Here is a 24600-nt window from a genome sequence, read left to right on the forward strand (position 1 = left end):
AGCTTTCCTCTATTACAGTTTCAAGCGATACATCGCTTTGTTTTCTAACCCGCGGATCATCGGTGTCCAAGACTCGGACTCCGGTGTGACAAGCAGCGTGTCCTCGACCATTTGCAGCTTCGCATCCATGGAGTCGATGTAATGTAGAGCGATTGCCTCCGGTAGCTGCGGCAGTACAGGACTTCCCCACTCCGGCAAGTTGTGGTGGGAAAGGACAATATGCTGCAATCCAATGACGAGGTCGGATTGAAGATCTAACCCAAGGTGCAGAGCAGCCTCTGTAATCCAGTTGGACGCCATCGAGATGTGTCCCAGCAGCTTCCCTTGTACGCTATAGTCGGAAACGATGCCGAGTTGCGCGATCATTTCTTCCGGCTTCGCGATATCATGAAGGATAATGCCTGCTTTGATCAAGTCCGAATTGAGAAATGGGCGCTGTTTACAAATAAACTCACCAAGCTCCAGCATCCGCACGATGTGATAGGCAAGCCCTGCGAAATACGCATGATGATGCGTCTTAGCCGCTGGATAATGGTCTAACTTATCTCCGACCTTCGACACACAAAACGAGACGATAGACTGAATTGTTGGATTTGTAATACTCGCCAACACGCCATTAATCGTATGAATCAGATCAGCTGGACTGATCGGCGCAGAACGAATAAAATCAGTGATTTGCACGCCATCTTCCGGCAATGCTTTGCGAATTTTCCCAATCTTCACTTGCAAGCGTTCACGGTACAATTGAACAAGTCCCTGTACCTTCACTAAGGTCATTGGGAAAAAGGTTTCTTTATCCGCAGCGCTGACGTCCCACATTTTGGCGGATACTTGTCCGCTCGCATCACAGAGTACAATATCCATGAAATCTTTGGCTGGTGTTGTATTCGTCTGTTTAATTTCCAACTCTTTAATTAAGTAAAAGCCCGTAAATTCATCTGGTGCTTGTAATTGTTTAATTAATGTCATGTATGTGCCTCCAATAATCAATAGGAACATTATACTACGAAATACGCCCAATTGATTAGTGGCCTGCCTAGAAATTTATACCGTATCCATCTCCGCATCCGTTTCTGTCGCCAATCCCGCTTCTGTCTGGAAGGTAATGTCAATCACTGTGCCATATCCAACCTTACTCCGAATGTGAAAACGATGCTTATCCCCGAACGTGAGCTGAAGCCGTTTACTTGTATTAAAGAGACCAATATGTTCGACCTGATCTTCTGCTTTCAACGTTTTCCTAAGCGCCAAAAGCTTCGCTCTGGTCATTCCAACCCCCGTGTCCAATATCGTAATCGCAATGACGGGACCGCGTGCTCTCATTCGAATTCGGATGTAGCCGAAGTGATCACTTTCTTTGATCCCATGATAAATGGCATTCTCAACAAGTGGCTGCAGCATAAGCTTCATAACCTTATGATGGGTGATCGCCTCGTCGTATTCCCAAATGATTTGAAACTTCGATTTGTAGCGAATTTTGAGAATTTCAATATAATTGCTCGTATGATAAATCTCCTCAGCTAGCGTCACCATTTTATTCCCCTGGCTAATTGAATACTGCACAACCTCCGACAAATAGTCGATCATCTGACTCACTTCGTTATGACCACCCGTTAGGCCCATCGATTTCCAGAAAATAGTTCGCAGCGTATTCGCCAAAAAGTGGGGATTAATATTGGATTGCAGCGCCATCATTTCCATCGCTTGCAGCCTGTATTTCTTCTCTGACAGCTGAATTTTCAAATAGCTTTGTTCAATAAAGGATTTAATCATATTTTGCAGGATAAAACTGTACTCATCTGTTATTTTAACCGTCAACTCTGGGATCGGCAGTCCCCGTTCTGCCTTGTCAATCGTAAGTAGGATCGTTACGAGATTGTTATAATTTTTCCGCGACACATAGTAAGCAAGAACGAAACCCAGGATAAGGGAGACAATGAGCAGTGTAAACGTCACATACATAAGCTTAATGGGCAACTGATAAAAATATTTTTCCTGCGAAACGGTCACATAGGTCATCGGATATTGCGTAGAAGCAATACTCGAGATAATGTATCGCTCATTCGAAGTCGTCTTCTCATAAAAGTTTGAAGGAAGCTGACTTGCGTCCAGCAATTGACTAACATCCAGCTCATCTTCATTCGAGCTCGCAATAACCTCACCGCCTGTGTTCAGAAGAAAAATAGCTTGATGCGGTAGGTATAAGAAATCACTCATTACCTTCTCTATATCTTCCTTCTTAATGTTCATCACAAGGCAGCCATCAGGCTTCGTGGAGCCCGGCGCGTATATTTTTTTGTAGATCGTCACGACCGGCGTTTCGGTTTTATCAAAAGAGAATCTCTTTATCGTTCTATTTTGGATAACAAGGTTACCTTCACTCGTCATAGAACTCGCCGTCCGGAACCATGACGTATCATAGAACTGGGTAATACTCGTAATCCCCTCATTCGAGGCAAGGAAATTCCCTTTGTCATTAGAAAAGTACAGATAGATGGAATGAATATAGGGTTTAATGTTCGCTGGGGAATTCATCATACTCATGAATGTTCCATAAGCCTCTATGTCATACGGGTTCAATTCTTCGTTACGTAAAACTGACTTCAGCTTTTGAATCAATCGCGCATTGTAGTTAAAGGTATAATGAAGCGACTCCTGCTCATTAAAAAGCAATTCAATTGTACTTTTCGTTTGTTCAAGCGTTTTGTAATTGGACGTATTGACTTCTTTTTTGATATAGCGCTGCGTCGTAATAATCGAAAATGTCCCCAAAATGATTAATGGAATCAATAAAGGAATGATTAAACGGATTAGGCTTTTGATAAAAAACTTTTTCCTCATTTCAACTCCTTCTTATTGCGATAATCCCTCGGGTTCATGCCATAGTAGTTCTTGAACGCCCTCGTAAAATTGAAAGCATTGCTATAGCCGACCATTTCGCTGATTTCATATGTTTTGTATTGAATATCATCCAGAAACTGTGCTGCTCGCTGCATACGAACCTGTGTTAAGTATTCAGAGAAAAGAATGCCTGCGTGTTTTTTGAAAAACTTACTCAAATAATCGGGGTTCAAATTTACGATTCGCGCCAGATCCTCCAAGGTCACATGCTGATAGTTCTGCTCCACGTGCTCTTTAATGGTGTGGATCATTTTGTCGGCAAAATTAGCTAGATCTTCCGGCTGACTCCTCGCTTGCAGCGGGGTTGCGGTTTGGTTCAGGTTATCCAGCTCTGTCTTAATCGTCGTGAAAACACGAACTAGTTCATTGAAATTCGTGGATTTCAAAATATATCGTTTCACACCAACTTCAATTGCCTTTTGAGCATAATCGAAATCTTTGTAAGCACTAAAGAAGATAATATTAATCTTGGGATAATGGACACTAAGCTCTGCAGCTAGATCAACCCCTGACATGATAGGCATTTTGATATCACACAAGACCACGTCTACTGGATGATTTCGGATAAACGTATAGGCTTCTTTCCCATTCTCCGCGCCACCCACAACCTGAAATCCAATAGAGTCCCAAGGGAAAAATTTACACAGTCCATTTCTTATTTCAACATCATCATCCACAATTAGTAATCTATACATAGCAACCTCCATGCCTAGCCCGTCATCTCTTACCACGCTTCAGATTGAAGCGCTTCCATAACTGTAAATATCCCCCTACTAACTGCCGTACATGCCGGACATAGCCATTGAAAAGACTATACAGCATGCTTTCCCCTCTCGTCCATATCCTCAAAAGACATGATTATACGCATCATCCGACATCCCCTTCAAAGCGCTCTACAATTGATAGTTTATGTCTGACCAGATGAATTTTTAAATCGCAAAAGTATTGCTATCATTGTTGCATATCATTTCCATCCTATCTTGGTGAAGGGGTTGCCTCCATGCAGACGTACTTTGAATGTCAAGAAAGTATTCACTATCGACAAGGCCATCATGTTCCTACAATCATCGAAACCATTGCCAATAAGTATATTAGCACGAATCCTCCTAGCGGTTTTACCTTCCGAACGATCCATCCAGATACCTGTAAGCAAATGGAAGATGGACGCAGCGATTTGAATTTGAATACCAGCTTCCCGGAAAGCCCGCTTGGCAGCTATGGTTATGCCTACGCTATGGTGTATAGCAACCAGGAAACCGTGACAGAAATGTCCTTAAGCTGTTACGGTCCAGCTAGAATTTTCGTGAATGGTAGCTTATTCTACCGATCGACGATGGCCGACGATGTCAATGTGAACCATCATAAACTACTGAATGTCCCGTTAAAAAGAGGCTGGAATGCCTTTTTCATCACGTTAATCAAAACTTCATCCGGATTCGGCTGCCGCTTCGGCTCCAGCAATAGCAAATGGTTTCCGATCCATTTCCTCTCTCCATTTCAAGAACGAACCGGCATGGGAGGCTGGGTATACGCATTAGGGAATGTACCACACGACTACACGGATGGGACCCTGCCAGCTGTAGATAGCCTAGAGGCGGAAACTGGTCTCGATTGGCTCCCACGTTTGCAGGAATCAACATCTAACAGCTCCCTCTCTACGTTATTTGGCGCACATTCTGGGAAACTAGCGTATGCGTGGAGCTCTGTCTACTTGGACGAAGATAGCGATAACCTGTTACATCTGCAAGGAACTTCCGACAGCACGATCCAACTATGGGTGGATCATGAGCTTGTCGTTACATCAGAGCATGGCGCTTTTGATGTTACGCTAACGCTCTCTGCTGGCAAGCACGACATCGTTATCGAATCTACCTGTTCCGAGAAATCATGGAACTATCACGTATTCGCTGAAATGAATAGCACCTCGCTTGACTTCCGTTTACCCGTAGATATCAAGGGAACGCGATCACCCTGGCTTTATCTCGGTCCTCTTGATGAAGCGATCGAGAAGCCTGCAAGTATACGCACCCTCTATCGTTTTGAACCGCAAGAGAATGTGTATTGGAAATCTGCGGAAGGATACAGCGTACGACCCTATTTGGAAAATGAGCTGTTCGCCAAATGGAACTACCCGCTAGGCGTAACCTTATATGGACTGCTCCAGGCAGGCCGAGAGCTTGGTCGAGCGGATATCCTTTCTTATGTCACCCGTCATATCGATGCGTGCACACAGCTCTACGCGTATGCCAAATGGGATAGAGATACCTACGGATACCCTGCTATTAATCATCAGCTCGTCGAATTAAACATGCTCGATGATTGCGGTTCATTCGGCTCAGCTATGTTAGAAGCTTATGCGACCAACAAAAACCCCACCTATTTAACAATTGCACATACCATCGCAGACTACATCATGAATACCCAAGAAAGGAAAGAAAATGGCGCCTTCTATCGTCAGCGAGATGGTGAATACCAGACTAATACCTTGTGGGCAGATGATTTGTACATGAGCACACCCTTCTTGACCCGATATTATAAACATACTGGTGACATCCGTTGTGTGGACGAGGCCGCCAGACAGTTCCTCCTGTTCAAACCCTATTTGTACATACCAGAGCTACAAGCCATGTCACACGTATACGATTTCAAATATGAAACCGCCACCTATGTACCATGGGGACGTGGGAATGGATGGGTCATTTTCTCACTTTCCGAGCTGCTTGCTGTACTCCCACAAGATCACAGTAAGCGACCGGAGCTCATTCAGTTCTTCCAACAGCTGGCTGAGGGATACCTGAAGCTGCAAGGTGTTAATGGACTTTGGCATCAGGTGCTGACAGATCCCACCTCCTATGAAGAAACTTCATGCACCGCTATGTTCATCTACGCCTTTAGCCGAGGGATTCGATACGGTTGGCTCGATGAAATCACACCTTACAAGAAGGCCGTCACCTTCGGTTGGGAAGCACTCACCAAGGTCGCCATCGATGCCACCGGCAATATTTATGGCGTATGCAGAGGATCCGGCTATTCCTTTACACCCGCTTATTACAAAGAGGAGCTAGGCTGGATTCTTAATGACACACACGGCATCGGGATCGTGATGCTAAGTGGCATTGAATTTTTGAAATTGCAGACGAGACATTCGTACAAGTGAAAAAAAATGAAAGAAGTGAAAACCCTGCAGAATTTGCAGGGTTTTGTTCTTAAACGCTCACAGCGTATATTCACTCGCAGTTTTTACTCTATTATAGTAAACATTCCCTGATCTTTGTACACCAGAATAACCAGAAAAGGTTCAATATCTCCAGAATCTCATGTTAAATCTGTGGAGACTTAGATTTCGCTGGAGTTAGTCGATTTTGGCGACTAACTCGGGGGCTCAGACCTTGATTTCGCTAGAGTTAGTCGGTTTTATCGACTAACTCGGGGCTACGGACTTTGATTTCACTGTAGTTAGTCGGTTTTATCGACTAACTCGGGGCTACGGACTTTGATTTCACTGGAGTTAGTCGATTTTGACGACTAACTCGGGCTCAGACCTTGATTTCGCTAGAGTTAGTCGGTTTTAGCGACTAACTTCACGATGTCGAACAAGGGATGCAGCGCCAAGTATTCTAACTTGGTGCTGCATCCCCTACATCCCAAACCTTAACCTTTCAAACCGGTTGTCGCAATGCCTTCCACGAAGTATTTTTGAGCAAAGAAAAAGATCATGACACAAGGTACAATCGCCACGATGGACATCGCCATCACTTCATTCCACATTGCGGCTGAGCTGACATCCAGCGACATGCGGAGCCCGAGCGCCAGGGTAAACTTTTTCACACTATTGATGTAAATTAAAGAATTAAAGAAGTCATTCCATGTCCAGATAAACTGAAATATCGCTGCTGAGAATAACGCGGGCTTACATAATGGGAGTAGAATTCGGGTCAGAATCGAGAAAGAATTACACCCATCTATCGTCGCTGACTCGTCTAATTCCCTCGGAAGACCTCTGAAAAATTGCACGAGCATAAAAATAAAAAACGGATAGCAAGCGAAGAGAGCTGGGATCGTAAAGGGTAAATAGCTATTCAACCAGCCAAATTCTTTAAACAAAATATAGCGCGGAATAATGATAACCGCATTGGGAAGCATGAGCGTCGAGATCATAATCGCGAACAACACGTTCTTCAGTGGGAAGTTGAATCGTGCGAAGCCGTAGGCCACAACGGTGCTGGAAAGCAATGTAAACAGTACGACAGGGACAACCATTTTGATCGTATTAAATAGAAACACACCAAATGTAAATTGCCCGCTTCCCTGCCAACCCTTGGCATATGAATTCCAGACGACATGTTTAGGAAAAAGACTAAGCGTTCCAAAAATCTCATTATTCGCTTTGAACGAGGCAAAGAACAGCCAAATGAGCGGATACACCATGATCAATCCGAAAATCGTGAGGAAAGCAATGTTGAGAACATGTTTTATTCTTACGCCTGCTAGCGTCATTTCCGGTCACCTCCATCCTCATAATACGTCCAATGCTTGGAGGACTTGAACGTTACCAATGTCACAATCAAAATGATAATGAATAGGATCCATGAGAGCGCGGAGGCATAGCCCATTTTATAAAATTTAAAGCCTTCGTCATACAGCTTGAGTGCAAACAAATACGTTGAATTCATTGGCCCGCCATTGGTTACGACAAATGCTCCCGTGAAATCTTGGAAAGCATTGACCATTTGCATGATGACATTAAAGAAAATAATTGGCGAGATCAGCGGCAGCGTTATCGTGAAAAACATTCTAAATTTAGTTGCACCATCCACCCTACAAGCTTCATAGAGTTCATTGGGAACTTGTTTTAAGCCTGCTAGAAAGAGAACCATGGAGGAACCAAACTGCCAAACGGACAGCAAACTTAAGGTGAATAGCGCCATATTGGGACTTCCAAGCCAATCAACAGGTGGGATATGCATCGCGTTCAGGATGCCGTTCACCATCCCCTCCTTCATGAACAAAAATCGCCACAAGATGGAGACAGCCACACTCCCCCCAAGAATGGATGGTAGATAATAGACAGTCCGATAAAAGTTAATGAATTTCATATTCGTGTTCAGCATGAGAGCCACAAGCAAGGCAAAAACCAGCTTCATCGGAACAGAAATAACGACATACAGAAGAGTGATGATCAAGGAGTGATAGAAGGCTGTATCCTTCGTAAACATCGTGATATAGTTCTTGAACCCAACAAAACTAGGTGTATTCGTAATGCTGTAATCCGTAAAGGAATAGATGAAGGACGACGCAAAAGGGTACAGCTGAAAAATCAAGAAACCAATTAACCAAGGTGCGATATAGACGAGACCAATATTCTTTTTAGTCAATTTAAGAAAGCTACTCATTCCGATTTCACCTGACTTTATGTGGAATAGAATAGGGTGATGTCTCGACTGGCCCATCACCCTATCGGTTTATTTCAAGTCTTTGAATTTATCTTGTACACGTTGGATCAGCTGTTCCGCACCTTTATCAGGGGTCAGACTGCCATAGACAACCTTCTCACAAATATCGCGGATGATATCGGCAACTTCTGGATTGTTCTGAACAATCGGCGGTGGTGACGTCGGGTTCTTCACAGCATTGTCCACCATTTTGGCAACACTTGGATCAATTTTATTTGCTTCGACCAACGTTTTCTTAGCAATTTCAGAAGTCGGTACAGAACGTGTATCCAAAAGGATGAGTGCAGCTTCCTTGCTATTCAGTAACCAGTTACTGAACTTCACTGCTTCTGCCGTGTTCGGTGATTTTTTGTTAACTGAAAGGATCATCGACGGTTTCGTCTTCACGCCTTGCGCCTTACCGTCCTTGGCAAATATCGGCATCCCCACGGCGAATTTACCTTCGCCTGCAGCCGTTTTATACTTACCAACCGTTGAAGACCAATCGGATGTCATTCCGATTTCCGCATTGACCCACTTCGGGTTTTGTTCCATTTTACCGCTGAACAGAGCCGCATCACCCAATGGCTGCGCAGCGCCGCTGTCGAATAGCTTTTTCATCATCGTCAATGCCTCGGAGATATCTTCCTTGGGTGCTGTAATCGCAGGTTTATCAGATACCCAGTATGTACCATTTTTGGAATATAGGTATTCCCCTAAAATGAACTCACCTAACCCACCCGTTGTCGTACCTGGCTCCAGTGCGAAAAGATAGTTCCCTTTGTTGGTTTGACTAATTTTCTGACCTGCCTCAATGAGTTTATCCCACGTCCAGACCGTGTCTGTGGAAAGACCATTTTTATCGAAAAAGGCTTTATTAATCATTGTCCCAAAACCATTCGTTCCCATCGGCAATGAAACAAGTTTGCCATTTACGGAATCGTATTCATCCAGAATTTTCTTCGGAAATTGGCTAAGATCAATCACTGATTCTTTGCTCAAATCCACGAAAATATCACCTTGTGCAGAAAGACTTGGCAGCCACGGGTAATCCAATTGCATCAGATCAGGAGCAGAGTTGCCAGCAATTTGCGTCATAATCTTCTGTTGGTAACCTTCATAACCTTGGTACTCGCCTTCGATTTTCACATTCGGATTCAATTTGGTGTAAGCCTCAATTGCCGTTAAAGTTGCTTTATGTCTGGCATCAGACCCCCACCAAGCAAACCGTAGCGTAACAGGTTTTGCTTGCGCTTTAGGTGTCTCTGTACTTTGCGCTGGCTTCGTCGTCTCTACCGCTGCCTTCTCACTACTACATCCAACAACTGCGGAGACAAGTACCGTCATAATCCCCACACTGCCGAGCATTTTACCCCATTTTTTGTTCATATCCGCTTCCTCCTGAATGGTTTGTTCTAATGATTGTGTGCCTTGTTCTTTCCTATTAAGAGAATATCATCCTGCACCTGGGAAATATAGGACGCTGCCTTGATAAAAACTATCACAAATGAAGCGTTTACAGATGCATATCCATTATTGATAGGAACGAGCGCTGAAGGAGATAGGTTTCCCGATGAGGGAAGTTGATATAGCTGTGCAGGGCTTGTCCATCTGTCAATCAGCCAAGCACCTCCAAATCCTCCGAACACAGGAATCAAGGCACCTAAACATAACCTTTTACATGACATACTCACGAAAAATCTCATTCAAATACACATATTTACTCGTTGGATATTTGAACCCGAGGAAAAAGCCAGAGAAATCAATTTGAACAGAAACAAGTCTCCGACTCGTCACTGTACTTCGTATCAAATGATGCAACAAGGTCTCATTCTGCGTATTGATTGCCTTCACGATCATCGCCGCGTAACTCGGATTGCAAATTATTTCCCGATATAAGGGAATGACTGCCTTCGCGATCGCACGATTAATCGTGGAACTGAACGTGAACTGCACTTGACCTGGACGAATCGTTGTCCCATTCGTGATCACAAGCAGCGGTTTCGGCAGCGACAAATCGACGAACCACCCCACGCCATTCGACGCTAAGGCCGAAAGTGGCTCTGAACCGATGACGGAGCGCAGCAGCTTATTCATGCGTGCAATATCGGCCTCCCGCACGGCCTTCGCCCACTGGACGGAGTACGTACGGCTGCTCGCCAACTTGCGGTAGAAAGGCAACATCACCGTAGCGACTTTGCGGATCGCATACACGCGTTGTTGGATTGGCTTTGCCACGTGCAAGCTAGCTTTTCTTTTGATTTTGACGAGTCGCTTACTCGTTCCGTATCTATTCATCTGTGTACACACTCCCAATCACCATATAAAGTAGACTATTGCTTATGGCGGGAGATGGTGTGGGCATAGGGAAACATTGGAAACTAAAAAATCTGCCCCTCTCCATTGGAGAAGTGCAGATTTTTATTTTTCTGAAGCACGGGTTATCCCTCCTCCATCCACTCGGTCACTAAGTCCATCGTCTTCTTAAAGCAGATTCTTCCTCTGGTAATTAATGATTGCTTCGCGTTATCATATTCCCCTTCCAACATCCATTTCGCATTTTGGTCTTTAATGTCACCAAATTCTTTCCAAGCTGCACACAACGCCTCAAAATAATGACGATCCTTTTCTGTTTTCACTTTTGCTGAAATAGTAGTAAAGCAAACCTCTAAATGAGCCTCATTCGTCTCCTTTTTTCGATGCCATGCTTTTATCTTCTCAAGCTCACGCGATTCAATCATGGAAACCATCACAGCACGAATAGCCATAGCACATTCAATCCAACGATTCATTTCAATTTGAAGGGGATGACTGTCATGCCCCGAGGGTAGTCTGAATTGGGAAACCGACGAACGGAGTGACAAGCTTTTTAGAGCCGATTCCTGAATATTTTCATTAATCTCCAACAGGTTTTGTTGTTGAATTTCAACGGATGCCAATACTTCTTCACTACCGGCAGCTACTTGCTGGATCATCGCGGAAGTTTGATTGACAGAATCCGTAATCGATAAAGTACTGCCAGTTATCCCCTCTAGTCTTCCGTCAACTTCTCTCATTTCGCCAACGATTTGCACAAGAAACATTTCCACCTTTTTATATTTGTCAACAGCAGTTTCCAGCGTATGTACACCGGTTCCAATTGTAACATCTATCTTATTGATAGACGCTCCCAATACATCAGCACTTTGGGTCACAGTCCCAATTAGTTCTTGGATGCCTAAGGTCCCCTGCTTGGTTTGAACCGCTAACTTGGTAATTTCCTTAGCGACAACCGCAAATCCCTTTCCTTGTTCCCCTGCACGAGCTGCTTCAATATTCGCATTTAATGCGAGCAATTGGGTTTGACTGCTGATTTCTTCAATTAACCTTGTAATATCGGCGATTTTCTCAATTACCTTTCCAAGACGTTTCATCCGTTCTTGCACCTGAACGCTTTCACCGGAAATATAGCGCATTTGTTCCATTGCGGAAGACATTTCCCTTTTTCCCAAAGAAACAGCTTCTGACAATCCTTCAGACGAATCCACAATAGATCCGTTCTTCCCCTTAACTTCTTGAAGGAAGTGATGAATTCGATTCATTTCTTCAGCAATGTCAGAAACATGCTCCGATGCGTCCTGCATGCCAACTGCAATATCGCGGATCGTAGAGGTAACTCCTTCCACCTGTTCAGAAATCATCGCAGATTTGTCGCTCGTGTCCTCCATCTTAATATGGAGTTCTCTGGAAGAATGGTCGACCACCCGCACGAGTGATTTTAAACTTCGGATTGTTCTCTTCAAGATAGGCATCATGGTAGATCTCTCTTTGACAGCCGCTCCGTCATTATTCACACGGAAGTCGCCGTCCGCCAATTTGCTTAGACTGCTTTCAATCTGATTATACTCGGCTAAGTGCAATAGCTTGATCATGGGCTAAACCTCCATTATTGTAATTCATCTATTCAAAATTGTGAAAACACAAAAAGCCACAAGACACCCTTTTGAATAAGATGTCAGCGCGGCTTCTTTGCCGATTTAGCACGATAATGTGCTAGAGGAGATTACAATTACACTCCTGTTGTAAGAACATTATAGTCGACACATGATTTTAATGTCAACATATGTAACATTATATTGATTTAATCGTCATTTGTTATCTATTTAGATTGAAAAAAGTCGTTTAATGTCAATTTATGTCACATTATTTCTACCTAGCTCCACAGGTGTTTAAGAAGGAATAAAGAAAAACCGTCAGGAAAGTTCATCCTGACGGGCATTTTTAGATTGACCATTTCCCCTTCTCATAACCGCCTCACAATCACCTCGTCACGAGACTCATTCCAATCCCAATGGTAGCCTAGTTCTTCCGCAAGTTTCGCCCAGCTTACGAGCACGAAATTGTTCAGCACTTGTACGTCTGCCGAAGGAATCGTTCCATTCCTTCCCATAAACGTGTAGTGAATACGTCGATTTTCTTCATCGTATGTAGCATCACCTTGGCCTAGCTTCTCAAACGTTTGACTGAGTGGCACCCAGGGTATGCCTCCAATGACAATTGGCTTGATCCCGTTATAAGTGATTGCTTGACCTTCCAGTTTGATTCGGATAAAAGGCAAATGATGTGCGATTTTGTTGCCTTTCAGCAATGTAATCCTTCCATTGTCCAACTCTGACCGCTCCACCTCTGAGAGATGAGTAATTTTGTCCTTCGCTACTTGGTCATACAGCTTGATCTGATAAGTCTTCTCCATCCGCTTATGAAGGCGAGCGATCTCCTCTGGGGTCGTCGCTTTCAGGCTCCTCCCCTGCATTTGCGCCATCAATACGCCTATGGTCTCTCCAGCCATTGCCCCGTTCGGTTGTATTCTTGCGCTCCCGTAAGCCACAGCGGTTGCACCAACCAGCTTCCCCGCGGTGACAACGTTGTCGTAATCATGAAGCAAATAGCTTCGTAGAGGCATCCCATATTTATCCGGACGCCCAATAGCCAGTCCCTCCCGATTCGAGCGTGAGCCTTGAATGTCCATGAAATACCCACCGACGCTAACGTTATCCCAGAACATCCGGCCGCTCATTAAATCCGATGCCTGCAGCACATATTCTGTTGGGTAATGATTAAACTCTCGAATATACAATTCGTTCGGCTCTCCAGCTAGCTCCAACTCCTCGAAGCCAGCCATATGTTTGCGAAGATGATCGCGTATGAATGGCATTTCTTCTTTGGCGAGCTGCATCCCTCGTTCGATCGTTTCCTTGCGGCTTGGATCGATACCGTATACCTGAAGCGCGTTAATCATGATTTCTCCATTACCTTGATTAAGAATGTTCAATCCTCGGAGATTAAGCTCGTTCTTGTTGTGCAGTTCATAGGTCGATACGATTGGCGGAAACCCATAAGCGATGTGCGAATTCACATAGCTTTCAGGTCCGAATGTATGAGCACGCTCGATCTTCGTCATTTTCCAAAACTGAGTTTGAAACTTATCCCAATCGACTCCCTTAAATTTCATCATGTACGTACCACTCATATATTCGCGTTCCTTACTTCCATATAGCGCTTCTAACCCAGGAAGCGGTTTCACATTGAGCTTGCGAATCAACGCAGCGTCATCCGAATTATCAACCAGATAGGAAGGCTTCACCATCCGCTTTTTCCCATCACCGTCTTGATAGGCGAGAGAAATGACCTTATTGCCTGTCACTTTCAAGTCTTCAAGCACGATATTTTTCTCAACGGGTATGCCTTCAATAAGTTTGTGAAAATAATGGGCAAAATCCGTTTTTGTACGGATACTTCCTTGTGTGTACGCTTGGAAAAGCTCCTTCATGCCGCCTTGCATGAGCAATGTGCCTTCATCATCGTAGGTTCCATCGAGATAGAGCATCTCACCTTGAATGAGTTGCCCGCCTAATCGACCTTTCGTTTCGAGGATTAATACGTCGAGACCTTCCTTCTTTGCCTTTTGAGCAAGATACATGCCCTCTAATTCTGTTCCCATGACAACCACATCTGGCTGAAAGGTCGAATGCGTATGTAGGGTAAATCCCCCGTCACTGTCTCGGAGCAGTCCGAAGTAGCCTAAAACTCCGCCAGCTATCGTAATAAATACGAGAATACCGAAAATCAATGTCGATTTCATATTACTAGCTAGCCAATTTTTCAAAAAGTTCATCACCCTGCTGCATCGAATAAGTGCTTTCCCTTATTGTATGCATATTGCAGAAAAAAACCAACAGGAAAATGACCAAAGAAGGACTATCCAATCTCGCAGCGAAAATTGAGAAAAAAGCAACTAAAAAGCCTGCCTTATCTCCCATGCGCAGCCACGGGAGATTAGAGACAGACTTTCGTGAAACTCTTGCAATTATTCCAATACACGCGTATGCGTACGTTAGTTCACAGCAATTTTAGCGGCTGCTTCTTGGGCGAATTGAACTCGCAATTGTTCTTTGCGCTCATCGCGCTCTTGCGGCTTCATCCGGGGACACGTATAACAATATTGCCTGCCTTCTGTTCGGTAGTACATACAACAGGCGGTCTTCAGTTTAATTTTCGTGTCGGGCTCGCCTGGATAACCCGGGTAATCCACAGTCACAACCTTGGCATACAAGGGATTCCGAAGTCGGCCGAATACTTCACCTTTCAATTCCTTCGTTACAAATATATGGTCCTCAGCATAACGAGCATGCCACTCTTCTGACGTATTCACTTGTTTCCATTGTTCGAAAATAAAACGAAGGCGCATCGGTATAATTTTCCACAAATGATGAATGTCCATATCGGCGGCAACGGCGATTGCTTCGACAATTGGCCGAATAGTCCCAGCATACCAGTGGGATAAGTGTTCTTCACGCCATTCACTTCGATGTCCGCACTCTGGACCACTAAGTTTTCTTAATTCTTGAAGCATAATACGGAACTCAACGAACCCCTTCTCACTTCGATACAATTGCAGCGACCATAACTCCGGAGACAGATCAAATAATTCATCATGTGTAACCATATACTGCATCGCCGCATTCAGACCCCCGAGACGGCTAATTAAATAGGCACCAGCCGCTGCAGGTTCGAGTGCTTTCATCAAGGGCGAGTAAGCAGCTAAGAACTCTTGCATCCCTTTTTCCGTTAAAAGCTGCTGTCCTGCCATCGTAAAAAGCGGGTCCGGATGGGACTCCATCCGAACTCCGTAATTTTCCGCTATATAAGCCTGAACCGATGTGCTCATATTCCCCTCTCCTTGTCGTTAGCGTATTTCACCCATCTTCATCCTTTTGGGAACTAGTATACCATTTCGTTCCAATTTTGAAGACTCCGATGTTCTCAATTGCACTGTTAAAAAGTCTGCCTGATCTCCGATGCAGGGTCGCAGGAGATTAGACAGACTTTTGTGGTTTAATGGGGCAATTATTTTTCGCCAGGAAATAAAGCCAATCCAGTGTTTAACGGACGCAGGGAACGTTATTAAGCGACAAAGTAGCCATTACAAATTCTAAAGGACAACATGGCCGTTATTCTCCTGTTTGGGGCACAATTTTGCCTCCAAAACAGTAAATAACGTCGCTGGTGTCCGTTACACGAGGAAACTGTCTGCTTTATTAGAAATAGCGTCGCTCATGTCCATTAAACGGGGAACATACTATCGTTGTTAGGTACGCAATGCAGCAGATACTCCCGTTTGGTTCACGAAACATACCACCCTAAATAAACAACTCAATCTGCTTAACGTCCCCTAATCTTTCCAGCGAAATCGGCGCATGATCACGGAAATAAGCTTGATTAATTTCCTTCTCCTTGGTCATGACCAGCTTACTTCCATTGGCTGCCTGTCTGAGCCTACAGCTAAAGACAACTGGGAAATAGTCCTTGAGGAATTTGCCTTCCGCATGCGCTGTCAGTGCAATGATCTGGAAGCCAAGCTGCTCAGCGATAAAAAACACAGGACTTAGCACGTGGTCACTCGATGCCTTCCCGAAGGGATTGTCAAGGATCACGGTGCGATGCCGCTTCATGTTCGCTTGAATATGCTGCCGTTTTTCGGCGACATAGTTAAGTAAGCCTAAGAATAATGTCATATTTTTGCTCCATTTTTCCCCGCCAGACCAATTGTTCGACTGTTCCCATGAGAAGGAAGCCTTCGTTACATTATTCTCATTGGTGACTTTACGGCAGGAAACTTTCATGACTTTTTCTTGCAAAACAATCTGTAGAAGCTGCTTGGTATCCAACCATTTTTCGAGCTCCTTGCGAACCGTTGATTTCACTTCTTGATCGTTCTCATCACGGTAATGGCCTTTTTCTAGTTCGGTCAAAACCCATTCCAAATGCTTGCGCAAATGATCTTTCGCCTCAAGTTCATCCCATTCAGGAATGAGAAAGGAGAAAATATGCTTCCACTGATCTTCAACTTTAACTCTCGTTTTATTGGGAATATCTCGAAGTTCAGACGCGATCAGCTTCAAATGGCTGTGCACATGAATGATATACTGTTCAAGCTGCTGATTGTGTGTGCGCATCGTCTCTTCCGCGACATGATTGACGCGTTCAATGCGGCTGTGCATTTTATGCTGAAATTGTGTCAGCTCCACATAGTTGTCTTTGTTCTCGACACCTTGCTCAGCCATATCTCTCATTTTGACATCCTTAATTTGTTTCCGGCAAAAATCAATAAAATGCAGCCTGGCCTTTTTCACCGTCGACTCTTCCACTTCTAGTTCTTTCATCAAGGCGATTAGCGACGCCACAGATTTCCGCACCCATTTCATGCGGTCATTCAGAAACTCCGCTTTCTGCTCCTGTGTAATAAAAGCTGCTTGAATGAGTGGATTTTCAAACCCATGCAAAATTTTGTATTGATTTAAGTAATCGATCACATCTCCGATTTTACTTAATTGCGCCTGGATTTGCGTGTGTTGCTGCTGTAAGCCCAATTTCTGCTGTTGCAGACGTGCATCCTCACTCTGGACTTGGGCATCCACTACGCTCAGCGACTCCGTAAAGGTTAGTGGCCGCTCGCCCTCGTGTAAACCACTATACTGCTCAATCAGTAATTTAATTCGCGCTGTCAATTCATTAAATTGTTTGTCGACCCGCACCAATTCTTCCTTATCGCGCATTAGCCGTGATTCGTGTTCCTTGAGCTCGGACAATAGCTGTGACATCTGATCTTCACCCGTCACAGAGAAAGCAAGCTCCTCGTTCAAGTTCAGATCCGCTTGTTCCAAGCGAAGCTTGTTCATCTCTCGCTCCAACGTTGTTCTGCTAGCCTGAGCATGCTTCAATTCCGTTTCAAGTTGCTGGCGCCCTTGGGATATATGATTGAGCTTGAGATGCAAATCTTTTCTCTCTGTTTTCAACCAATCTAAGCTATGCTTCGCTTCAATGGGCTGCACATCCGCTAGTTCAATATATAGATCTTGGCTTAGCAGACTCGCTTTCTCCGTTCTCAAAACGCTCATTCTGCCCTTCACGGACTCGCTCTGCAGCTTCGCTAGCTCCATTGAGCGCCTTCTACCTTCCAGCTTATGCTGCTGATCGTTAGACTGCTGGTCAAGCTGGTCGATCGCCCCGTTCAACGTCATGATTTCTTTGCCCAGCTCGATATACTTCCGCCCTTTTTCAATCCACTGCCCGAGCCGAATCATTTCCTCTTTTTGCTCATCAAGGACGGCATTATGCTGCTGAATCACCTGCTCTGCCTGACGAATGGATCTCTTGATGGCATCCTCTTGGCCTTCTAGCTCACGCACAGAATCGCGCGCAAGTCCTACTCCCCTTTCCATTTCTTGCACAACCTCAAGCGGATATTGCAAGAGGAACCGGCTAAACGCAGCTTGAAGCTCAGAGGTACGCTGCAGATCACGCTCCTTTTCTTTGCGCGCTGTTCGAACTTCTTCTCCTTTTTGTGTGATCGCATGTTTCCAGTTGATGAATTCCGCCGCCTCCGCATTATCACGCCAATGCTGCGGTTCAACCCACGCGCTACCCTCCGCTGCTGCCGGTGTATCACTACCCGCTAGACGCGCCGCTTCCTGAGAAGAGATTACCTGGATCGGGTACTGCATATCTTCTGCATACTGCTGCAGCTTGCTTGTAACTAACCCAACTTCGCCTTCTGTCGTAATCAACGTGATGGACCATAGCGGTTGCGTCATCGCCCGCTCGGTTAACTTCAAACTCTGCAAATATTGAATACCTGTCTCTAGTAACGTGAACTGGTTTCTCCACTTGTCCACCAAGCCAGCCACATAGACATCGGCAAAAAATATGGGTTGAGAGCTATAATCATCAATATAGCGAAAAGCAAGACGCTCTTTCAGCAAGTAAGCTTCTTTCTCGAGCAGGAGCTTTGCCGTATCCTCGCTAAGTCGTTCTTCAATCGAACTCTGCTTCTCATATACAGACGAGAGTCTTCCCCATGAAGACCTGTACAAAGCGATTTCTTCAAGCATGGATTGCTGCTCTTTTTTAAATGATTCGAGCTTATGCTCTATATTGGCACGCTCCACGAAGGCAGTCTTGAGGCTTTCACTCACGCTTGCCAGTTGTCTCTCACTTTCCTCTTTACTCAATGCCAAATCCTTGTTCTTCTCCACCAGCTGAACGTTACTGTCATCCAACTTCTGATAACGTTGACTCCAGTCCGCCATGCTGCCTTCCATGCTCTCGACTGCCGGATTGACCAAAATATTAGCCCTCAGCTCATCTCTATCTTTCTCGCGGGCTTGTACAAGGGATCTATGTTCAATGAGTTGCTTGTTTAATAGCTCTAGTTCACTTGAGAGATCACGCAGAATCGTTTCCTCTAGGTTCAACCTATTCTGATGAGCAGCTTCTTCCTGACTGAGCTTCTCTTGTTCTACCTGCCACTCGTGCTCCATCTTGCTGAAAATACCGCGAATTTGCCCGCCATTCTGGCTCCACGCGTTCCGTAAAACATCCTCTTCTTGGGTGTGACCGAATTGTTCAAGTTCCCGCTGCACATAGTTCATACGCTCCTCGGCAGAAGTCCATTGCTGCTTGTAATCGGCCAAACGCAACGAATAGTAGCTCTCTCTTGCACTTCGGACAAGCTTTTCTTTGAACTCAACGTCGTCTTCAACTAATCTAAGCTTTGTTTCCAACACGGATTGCTCCTGCATCTGCTTTGCAATATGCAGCGATTCCTTCTTCCGAGCCAATACAAGCAATTGCTCATCACAAGTCGACATCATCTGATGCCACCCCGAGAGCTTGGCGGTTTCCTCATTCTTCTGCTCATTGACGAGCAGCCAATAGGCCTTTGTTTCAGCTTGTGCAGCCGCATAAGCCACCTGCTTCGTATCCATCGTGGCATAACGATGCACATACTGGTCCAATTCCACGAGGATTTTTTTGTTTTCTTCGATTTTTTCTTTTAATTCTTTATATTTTTTGAAGCTGTCCCTATGCATTTCAAAATTATTCGCGAACTCGCCTTGTTCATAGCCAGCCATCGCATCTTCTACCGTCGGGATCAACAAACGATCAAACAACTGGCCAGTCGTTTTGCATTCGTCAAAGAAGCTCTCAACCCCGCCCTCCGAGCTATTGATCTTAGCAATCCGTTCCCATTCTGAAGCTATTATATGGTAATCATTTTCCAATATTTTTCTGTATTCTTTCATCGTCGCTGGCAGCTTCGCATTCATTCTCTTCACCGTCATTTGGTGGTAATAATCATGAATTTCACCTTTATCCGCTGCTCGCAGATGACCGACACTTTCCTTAACAAAAGGAATCCGATCAATCGCGTCGGGATCAAGCACTGGATAGTCATACACATACCGATACGAATCAATCCCTGTAGCCGTCAGAAATAAGCTGATGCAGGTCACTACATATCGTCGAGGCCGTTCACTTAAAATCCACTCGATCGCGATGTGCGCAGGACCATTTTCGAGACTTAATGTATCTTTGATTTTACGCCCAGCTAGTTCCTCATGAGGCAAAATGGCTTGAATAGCAGACTGGATGAAAACCGTCTTGCCTCCTCCATTTTCCAACAGAATCGCGCCATTATGCCCATCGAAATGAAACAACTCGTCGTTGTAACGCTTATTTCCGTCCTCATAGACGACATTCGTAAATCGTATTCTAGAGATCGCTGGCATGTTCGCTTCCCTCCCCCTCAAATGCATGGCTTTGATATAAAAACTCCAAAATACCACGGTTATACTCTAGTTCCATAAAATAGCGCTGCACAACCACTTTAGCCTTTTCGGTCAACGAAATTTCCTGATTGCCAATATCGATCACCAATTCTTGCGCGATGAGAAACTTGCGGACAGAATCCATGAAACTAACCCGGCTGATCGTATTCCCGCTTTGCCTCGCGGCCGTCTCCTTGATATCGTCCATGGCACTCCATTTTTCGATCAAGGCTGTCCAGTTATAGGAGAATTCCTTCTCCATCTCTTTTAATTCCGCTTCCGGATGAGTCTTCAATAAGGCAATTCGCTCATTCACAAGCGCTGTCCATTCTTCAATCCCGATAAAACTTCTCGTAGGCTCCATCGTTTGATAGCTATCATAGAAAGCGCCAATAAGCACAATAATGCTGACATACATCAAATAAAGATCCGCATTCACAGCATTCGCCCGTAGATAAGTGCGTTTAATCACTTCGTTATTCATATGAAAAGGCGATAGCCTTGTCTCCGGAATCATATACAGTTGTTCGCCAGCAATGATCGTTACGCAATCGACTTCTCGCGCAAATTGATCCACAAGTCCGCGTACCACGTCGTCCGCCATGTAGGCTTGAAGCCACTCTTTCCCCACCTCGTTATCGCGAGCGAGCAACGTATAGATCCGAAAAGCTTTCATTACTGTTCCATTTTCAAGTCCGATTGTCATCCTGTTCTCCCCATGAAATCAACATATTCTGTATGCTAAACCTGTCATTCACCTGAATGATGTCCTGTTGTTCAATTACGACCAAACAGCGGCTTCCCAGAAGCGCATACATATCTTCCATTAATGTCGCCTGCTCCTCATTCTGCTGCTGATCCATATCCACCGCCCGCAAGGGGCTTCTCTGATGCAGATAAATCCAAAAATCATAGAATGCTCTCTCGCTCAGCAATCTGGCATCTTCACGTATTTCGAACTGTTCGATGAAAAGTTTCACTTCAACTTGGCCCTGCTCTTCCATCATCTGCAGAAGGAGCTCCATCAGATGCTTGTACAACTTTTTCTGCATCGTCTGGTATCGGTATTCATCGCTGTCTCCGCCAATTTCAAGAAACGTATCCTCACGCTCCTGTCCAGTGCTGTCTTCTAGTAAATTTTGCTCAGCCCACACCGTCAACAGCGACCACATCTTCGTCTCTTGCACAGGTAAGAACGGGGCTATCACACCTTTCATCGTCTCCGGAGGCAGTGGCGTACTAAAGATAAGAGATGCAATATCCTGATCGAAATTAAAGGAATCGAGTCCCGTATAATACAAAGATTCTTGCGCTGCGCCCAAGGCATGTGATTTCAACACCATACTCTGATGGAAAAGAACGGAATGCTCGCCATGTACCTTCTCCAGCTCATTGGATATCCGTAAAATTAACTCATAAGGTCGTTGATCCACCTGTCTAACGGTCTGTGCCTGAACGCGATCCTTGGTCTCTTTGACAAATTGGCGTAATTCCTCAAACTCCTCATTCTCCATTTGTAATCGCAAATAAATATCTTCTAACAGACCTTTATAACGTCCGAATGTTTCCTCCGACACAATGTTTCTTTTCAACTCGTGCTCGAGCTTAATCATCCGTTCCTGCAAAGCTTCCACGTCGATCCGCATTTCGTTAATTTGTCGCAGAGCGCCTTCAAACTCACCCTTTTCCAACTGTTTGCGCAATACCAACTGATGAATGGACAATTGAAATTCGGTGTAAAATTCCTTGGTCGCAAAAATAAGCTCCAACCCATCCTCGTCGAGCGTGTAGTACTGCGTATTCGTTTTTAAATCGAAAGCATTCGCTTTCAGAATCGATATGTAAATATGTTCCTGCACCCCAGATTCCCAGTTCATAAACGTAAAATCCCGCTTCTTCCCTGTCGTCGGGCGAAACACTTGCGTGATCTGTCTAGCTAGATCCTCAAATCCCGCTTCATCTAAATCAATGAAGATTCCCGTCACTTTGAGTAGAAACTCGGCTAAGTCCTTGACACCTGCCTTATTGTTTCGCATCAACTTCTGCTCGAAAAAGTAAAGCAGCGTTAGCAGCCCGAGTTCCATAAAATCAATGGGTTTGTTCTGTCGATCTGTTTGACGTTTTCTCTGCAGCTCATAGAGCGGATCAAAAAGTGCCAGCTTGGTCATTCGTTCCCGAAACCCGGAAATCACCTGACCAATTTCTAGGTAGTCCATGCTGTGTGCCTCCAAATCTTGCAAAGCTCGTGTGTTGATACTATTTCTTGGGGAAAATAGCCCCCCGTTGCTAGACACTGGTTAATAATTTCCTGTTCTTCCACAGTGAAATGAGAGAGAAAATCTTGCAATGCTTGCTCATGGCCACGTTGGTTTTCTTTTCCGTATGCAAACTCTAGGCTCAGACATGCTCTGTAAAAGGGAAGGGCTAGATTAGCTGGTCTACCAAAAAGCGCAAGTACCCGCTCATTAAATAGATGCCAAATATGGATGCCTACTCTATCGATATCGCCAAAATAGTAGAATTCGTGCGTTGCATCCCTGAGCGGGAGCTGCAACGGCAGCAACTCAATGCTTCTCGTAATGCGATAGCCGCCGCCAAAAATAAGCGTAGCAAACGGAACATCCGGCAATGCCTGCAGCAGCGCTTGATACGTTGTTTTATTTTCAACGATTAGATGCCTATGAACTACACTCGTTAAACTATATGGATTCACAGCAAACATCAAGGGGTCTTCTACAGGAATAATTAATAGTTTGTCCCACATACCGATTCGGGTCAGCAGCTCTTTCCCTTGCTTCTCTGTTATCCATTTCTCATCTGCGACTAGCTCAAAGCTGCGCTCCGGTGCCGGTACCGGGGTGGTTGGAAGCTTCCCCCGCTTCAAATAGGCGTCAATCCGTTCCAAATAGGGCCTGTCTTGCTCCCAAACTTCCGCTCCTACTGAATAGTAAGTATCCAGTTGAATATCAGGATGCAGCAGCATCCTGGCCTGATGGATGTCCTTATGCGTATCTACTTTTAACCGATTCTTCTGCACGCTATATTGATAGGCAAGGGATGGTCGCTTACCCGTTCTCCCTTTGCTCTGAACCATCTGAATGATCTCCTCAGCTTCAAGCTCAAGTACCGACTGAGCGAATTGTTCGTAGGTACATGGCTGGCCTTGAAATAAAGCTTCTAATTCGTGAAGAGAGACTTTGGCTTTCTTTACTTTTTGCAAATATGTACGAATGATAGAGTTGGGATTCATGAACGCATGCTCCTGTTTGAGAATATATCCACCTTACATCATAACCGATTGTGATCGTTCAAACCATTGATCTTTGACCGATTCCAGAAATAAGAAAAAAGTCTGCTTGATCTCCGATGCGTGGCCGCGGGAGAATCAACAGACTTTGTTTTATGTTGAAAATTACGCCTGGAATATTCCTTCTAATTCAAAGACACAGTCAGAAAAAGCAAATGAACGCAACTTGTCCTCTCTTCCAAAAACTTCTCGCTTTTGAAACGAACCCTCTTGTAGTCCATATACCTCAACCGTTTGATGTGCAGGGTCAACAATCCAATATTCCAAAACACCAAACTTTTCATATGTTTTAAATTTTTGGTTTCTATCTTTTATCGCAGTAGCCGGAGATAGTATCTCAACAATGAGCTTGGGAGCGCCTTTTGCTCCTCGATCATCGATTTGAGAGGGATTACATATGACAGATAGATCTGGCTGACAGACTGTATCTGGATTATCGTATTCTTCAGTTTCACTTAATCTCACATCAAATGGAGCGATAAACACCTCGCAAAATGAGCCCTGCAGAAATGTGTGAAGTTCAAGAAAAATACTTCTTAAGATCCGTTGATGTGTCGTAGAGGGAGCAGGCGTCATGCTAAATGGCTCTCCATGAATTAATTCCCATCTGCCTTCCCATTCTAACAGATCTTGAAATTTATAACGATGATCCTGTTCAGGCATTTTCATGGAAAGTACCTCGCTCTCTACAATATTTCCCTTATTTTAACACAATCAGTTGAAAAGTCGAAGTCGATGAGAAAATCCTCCCACCACCACATATCCCCCACATACTTGAATATATTTAATAACAAGCTTTATTCCCTATGTC

16 protein-coding genes are annotated in these 24600 nt (G+C 44.6%); 1 reads left to right on the top strand and 15 read right to left on the bottom strand.

What is annotated here, in order from left to right; genetic code table 11:
- Nucleotides 1-12 precede the first annotated feature (12 nt).
- From ASL11_RS32245 to ASL11_RS32255, 3 genes are all read right to left on the bottom strand, one after another.
- Entirely contained in the window at nt 13-969 is a 957-nt protein-coding gene (locus tag ASL11_RS32245) for a 3'-5' exoribonuclease YhaM family protein (RefSeq protein ID WP_056624335.1), read from the bottom strand.
- A gap of 75 nt (nt 970-1044) precedes the next feature.
- Entirely contained in the window at nt 1045-2841 is a 1797-nt protein-coding gene (locus tag ASL11_RS32250) for a cache domain-containing sensor histidine kinase (protein WP_056624338.1), read from the bottom strand.
- The gene (locus ASL11_RS32255; protein ID WP_056624341.1) at nt 2838-3596 is read right to left on the bottom strand and encodes a response regulator transcription factor; all 759 of its coding nucleotides are present in this window, start codon (nt 3594-3596) and stop codon (nt 2838-2840) included. Before ASL11_RS32255 ends, ASL11_RS32250 begins: the two co-directional genes overlap by 4 nt.
- Before the next feature lie 305 nt (nt 3597-3901).
- Here ASL11_RS32255 and ASL11_RS32260 point away from each other — a divergent pair, with 305 nt between their 5' ends.
- Nucleotides 3902-6058, top strand: a complete 2157-nt coding sequence (locus ASL11_RS32260; RefSeq protein WP_056624343.1) for a glycoside hydrolase family 88/105 protein — start codon at nt 3902-3904, stop codon at nt 6056-6058.
- A gap of 494 nt (nt 6059-6552) precedes the next feature.
- Here the strand turns inward: ASL11_RS32260 and ASL11_RS32265 are convergent, their stop codons facing one another.
- From ASL11_RS32265 to ASL11_RS32325, 12 genes are all read right to left on the bottom strand, one after another.
- On the bottom strand, nt 6553-7398 hold the full coding sequence (locus tag ASL11_RS32265; protein WP_056624346.1) for a carbohydrate ABC transporter permease: 846 nt from the start codon (nt 7396-7398) through the stop codon (nt 6553-6555).
- A complete protein-coding gene (locus ASL11_RS32270) occupies nt 7395-8294 on the bottom strand; it encodes a carbohydrate ABC transporter permease (RefSeq protein WP_056624348.1) in 900 nt (299 codons plus the stop codon). Before ASL11_RS32270 ends, ASL11_RS32265 begins: the two co-directional genes overlap by 4 nt.
- Before the next feature lie 69 nt (nt 8295-8363).
- Nucleotides 8364-9722, bottom strand: coding sequence for an ABC transporter substrate-binding protein (locus tag ASL11_RS32275; protein WP_056624351.1), 1359 nt, complete (start codon nt 9720-9722; stop codon nt 8364-8366).
- Nucleotides 9723-10010: 288 nt separating this feature from the next.
- Complete coding sequence (locus ASL11_RS32285; protein WP_056624355.1) at nt 10011-10631, bottom strand: hypothetical protein; 621 nt, start codon at nt 10629-10631, stop codon at nt 10011-10013.
- Nucleotides 10632-10774: 143 nt separating this feature from the next.
- Nucleotides 10775-12244: a methyl-accepting chemotaxis protein gene (locus tag ASL11_RS32290; RefSeq protein WP_056624358.1), complete on the bottom strand. Its 1470-nt coding sequence runs from the start codon at nt 12242-12244 to the stop codon at nt 10775-10777.
- 371 nt (nt 12245-12615) lie between these two features.
- Nucleotides 12616-14478 (bottom strand): FAD-dependent oxidoreductase, encoded by a 1863-nt coding sequence (locus ASL11_RS32295; RefSeq protein WP_056624361.1) that lies wholly within the window; start codon nt 14476-14478, stop codon nt 12616-12618.
- 228 nt (nt 14479-14706) lie between these two features.
- On the bottom strand, nt 14707-15540 hold the full coding sequence (locus tag ASL11_RS32300; RefSeq protein ID WP_056624364.1) for a (2Fe-2S)-binding protein: 834 nt from the start codon (nt 15538-15540) through the stop codon (nt 14707-14709).
- 472 nt (nt 15541-16012) lie between these two features.
- Nucleotides 16013-20443, bottom strand: a complete 4431-nt coding sequence (locus ASL11_RS32305) for a hypothetical protein (RefSeq protein WP_056624367.1) — start codon at nt 20441-20443, stop codon at nt 16013-16015.
- The gene (locus ASL11_RS32310; protein WP_056624371.1) at nt 20427-21188 is read right to left on the bottom strand and encodes a DUF6063 family protein; all 762 of its coding nucleotides are present in this window, start codon (nt 21186-21188) and stop codon (nt 20427-20429) included. Before ASL11_RS32310 ends, ASL11_RS32305 begins: the two co-directional genes overlap by 17 nt.
- The gene (locus ASL11_RS32315; RefSeq protein ID WP_056624373.1) at nt 21172-22698 is read right to left on the bottom strand and encodes a hypothetical protein; all 1527 of its coding nucleotides are present in this window, start codon (nt 22696-22698) and stop codon (nt 21172-21174) included. The genes ASL11_RS32310 and ASL11_RS32315 overlap by 17 nt, the downstream gene beginning before the upstream one ends.
- Entirely contained in the window at nt 22686-23732 is a 1047-nt protein-coding gene (locus ASL11_RS32320) for a Wadjet anti-phage system protein JetD domain-containing protein (protein ID WP_056624377.1), read from the bottom strand. Before ASL11_RS32320 ends, ASL11_RS32315 begins: the two co-directional genes overlap by 13 nt.
- Nucleotides 23733-23894: 162 nt before the next feature.
- Complete coding sequence (locus tag ASL11_RS32325) at nt 23895-24458, bottom strand: Uma2 family endonuclease (RefSeq protein ID WP_056624380.1); 564 nt, start codon at nt 24456-24458, stop codon at nt 23895-23897.
- Nucleotides 24459-24600: the final 142 nt, after the last annotated feature.

The organism is Paenibacillus sp. Soil750 (genome assembly GCF_001428045.1).
In the GTDB taxonomy this organism is placed as follows: domain Bacteria; phylum Bacillota; class Bacilli; order Paenibacillales; family NBRC-103111; genus Paenibacillus_E; species Paenibacillus_E allorhizoplanae.

Excerpts from the sequence above, each read along its gene's own strand:
- ASL11_RS32245 (WP_056624335.1), bottom strand. The coding sequence starts at position 969 with ATGACATTAATTAAACAATTACAAGCACCAGATGAATTTACGGGCTTT.
- ASL11_RS32285 (WP_056624355.1), bottom strand. The coding sequence starts at position 10,631 with ATGAATAGATACGGAACGAGTAAGCGACTCGTCAAAATCAAAAGAAAA.
- ASL11_RS32250 (WP_056624338.1), bottom strand. The coding sequence starts at position 2,841 with ATGAGGAAAAAGTTTTTTATCAAAAGCCTAATCCGTTTAATCATTCCT.
- ASL11_RS32300 (WP_056624364.1), bottom strand. The coding sequence starts at position 15,540 with ATGAGCACATCGGTTCAGGCTTATATAGCGGAAAATTACGGAGTTCGG.
- ASL11_RS32290 (WP_056624358.1), bottom strand. The coding sequence starts at position 12,244 with ATGATCAAGCTATTGCACTTAGCCGAGTATAATCAGATTGAAAGCAGT.
- ASL11_RS32275 (WP_056624351.1), bottom strand. The coding sequence starts at position 9,722 with ATGAACAAAAAATGGGGTAAAATGCTCGGCAGTGTGGGGATTATGACG.
- ASL11_RS32260 (WP_056624343.1), top strand. The coding sequence starts at position 3,902 with ATGCAGACGTACTTTGAATGTCAAGAAAGTATTCACTATCGACAAGGC.
- ASL11_RS32320 (WP_056624377.1), bottom strand. The coding sequence starts at position 23,732 with ATGAATCCCAACTCTATCATTCGTACATATTTGCAAAAAGTAAAGAAA.
- ASL11_RS32305 (WP_056624367.1), bottom strand. The coding sequence starts at position 20,443 with ATGCCAGCGATCTCTAGAATACGATTTACGAATGTCGTCTATGAGGAC.
- ASL11_RS32315 (WP_056624373.1), bottom strand. The coding sequence starts at position 22,698 with ATGGACTACCTAGAAATTGGTCAGGTGATTTCCGGGTTTCGGGAACGA.
- ASL11_RS32270 (WP_056624348.1), bottom strand. The coding sequence starts at position 8,294 with ATGAGTAGCTTTCTTAAATTGACTAAAAAGAATATTGGTCTCGTCTAT.
- ASL11_RS32265 (WP_056624346.1), bottom strand. The coding sequence starts at position 7,398 with ATGACGCTAGCAGGCGTAAGAATAAAACATGTTCTCAACATTGCTTTC.
- ASL11_RS32255 (WP_056624341.1), bottom strand. The coding sequence starts at position 3,596 with ATGTATAGATTACTAATTGTGGATGATGATGTTGAAATAAGAAATGGA.
- ASL11_RS32325 (WP_056624380.1), bottom strand. The coding sequence starts at position 24,458 with ATGAAAATGCCTGAACAGGATCATCGTTATAAATTTCAAGATCTGTTA.
- ASL11_RS32310 (WP_056624371.1), bottom strand. The coding sequence starts at position 21,188 with ATGACAATCGGACTTGAAAATGGAACAGTAATGAAAGCTTTTCGGATC.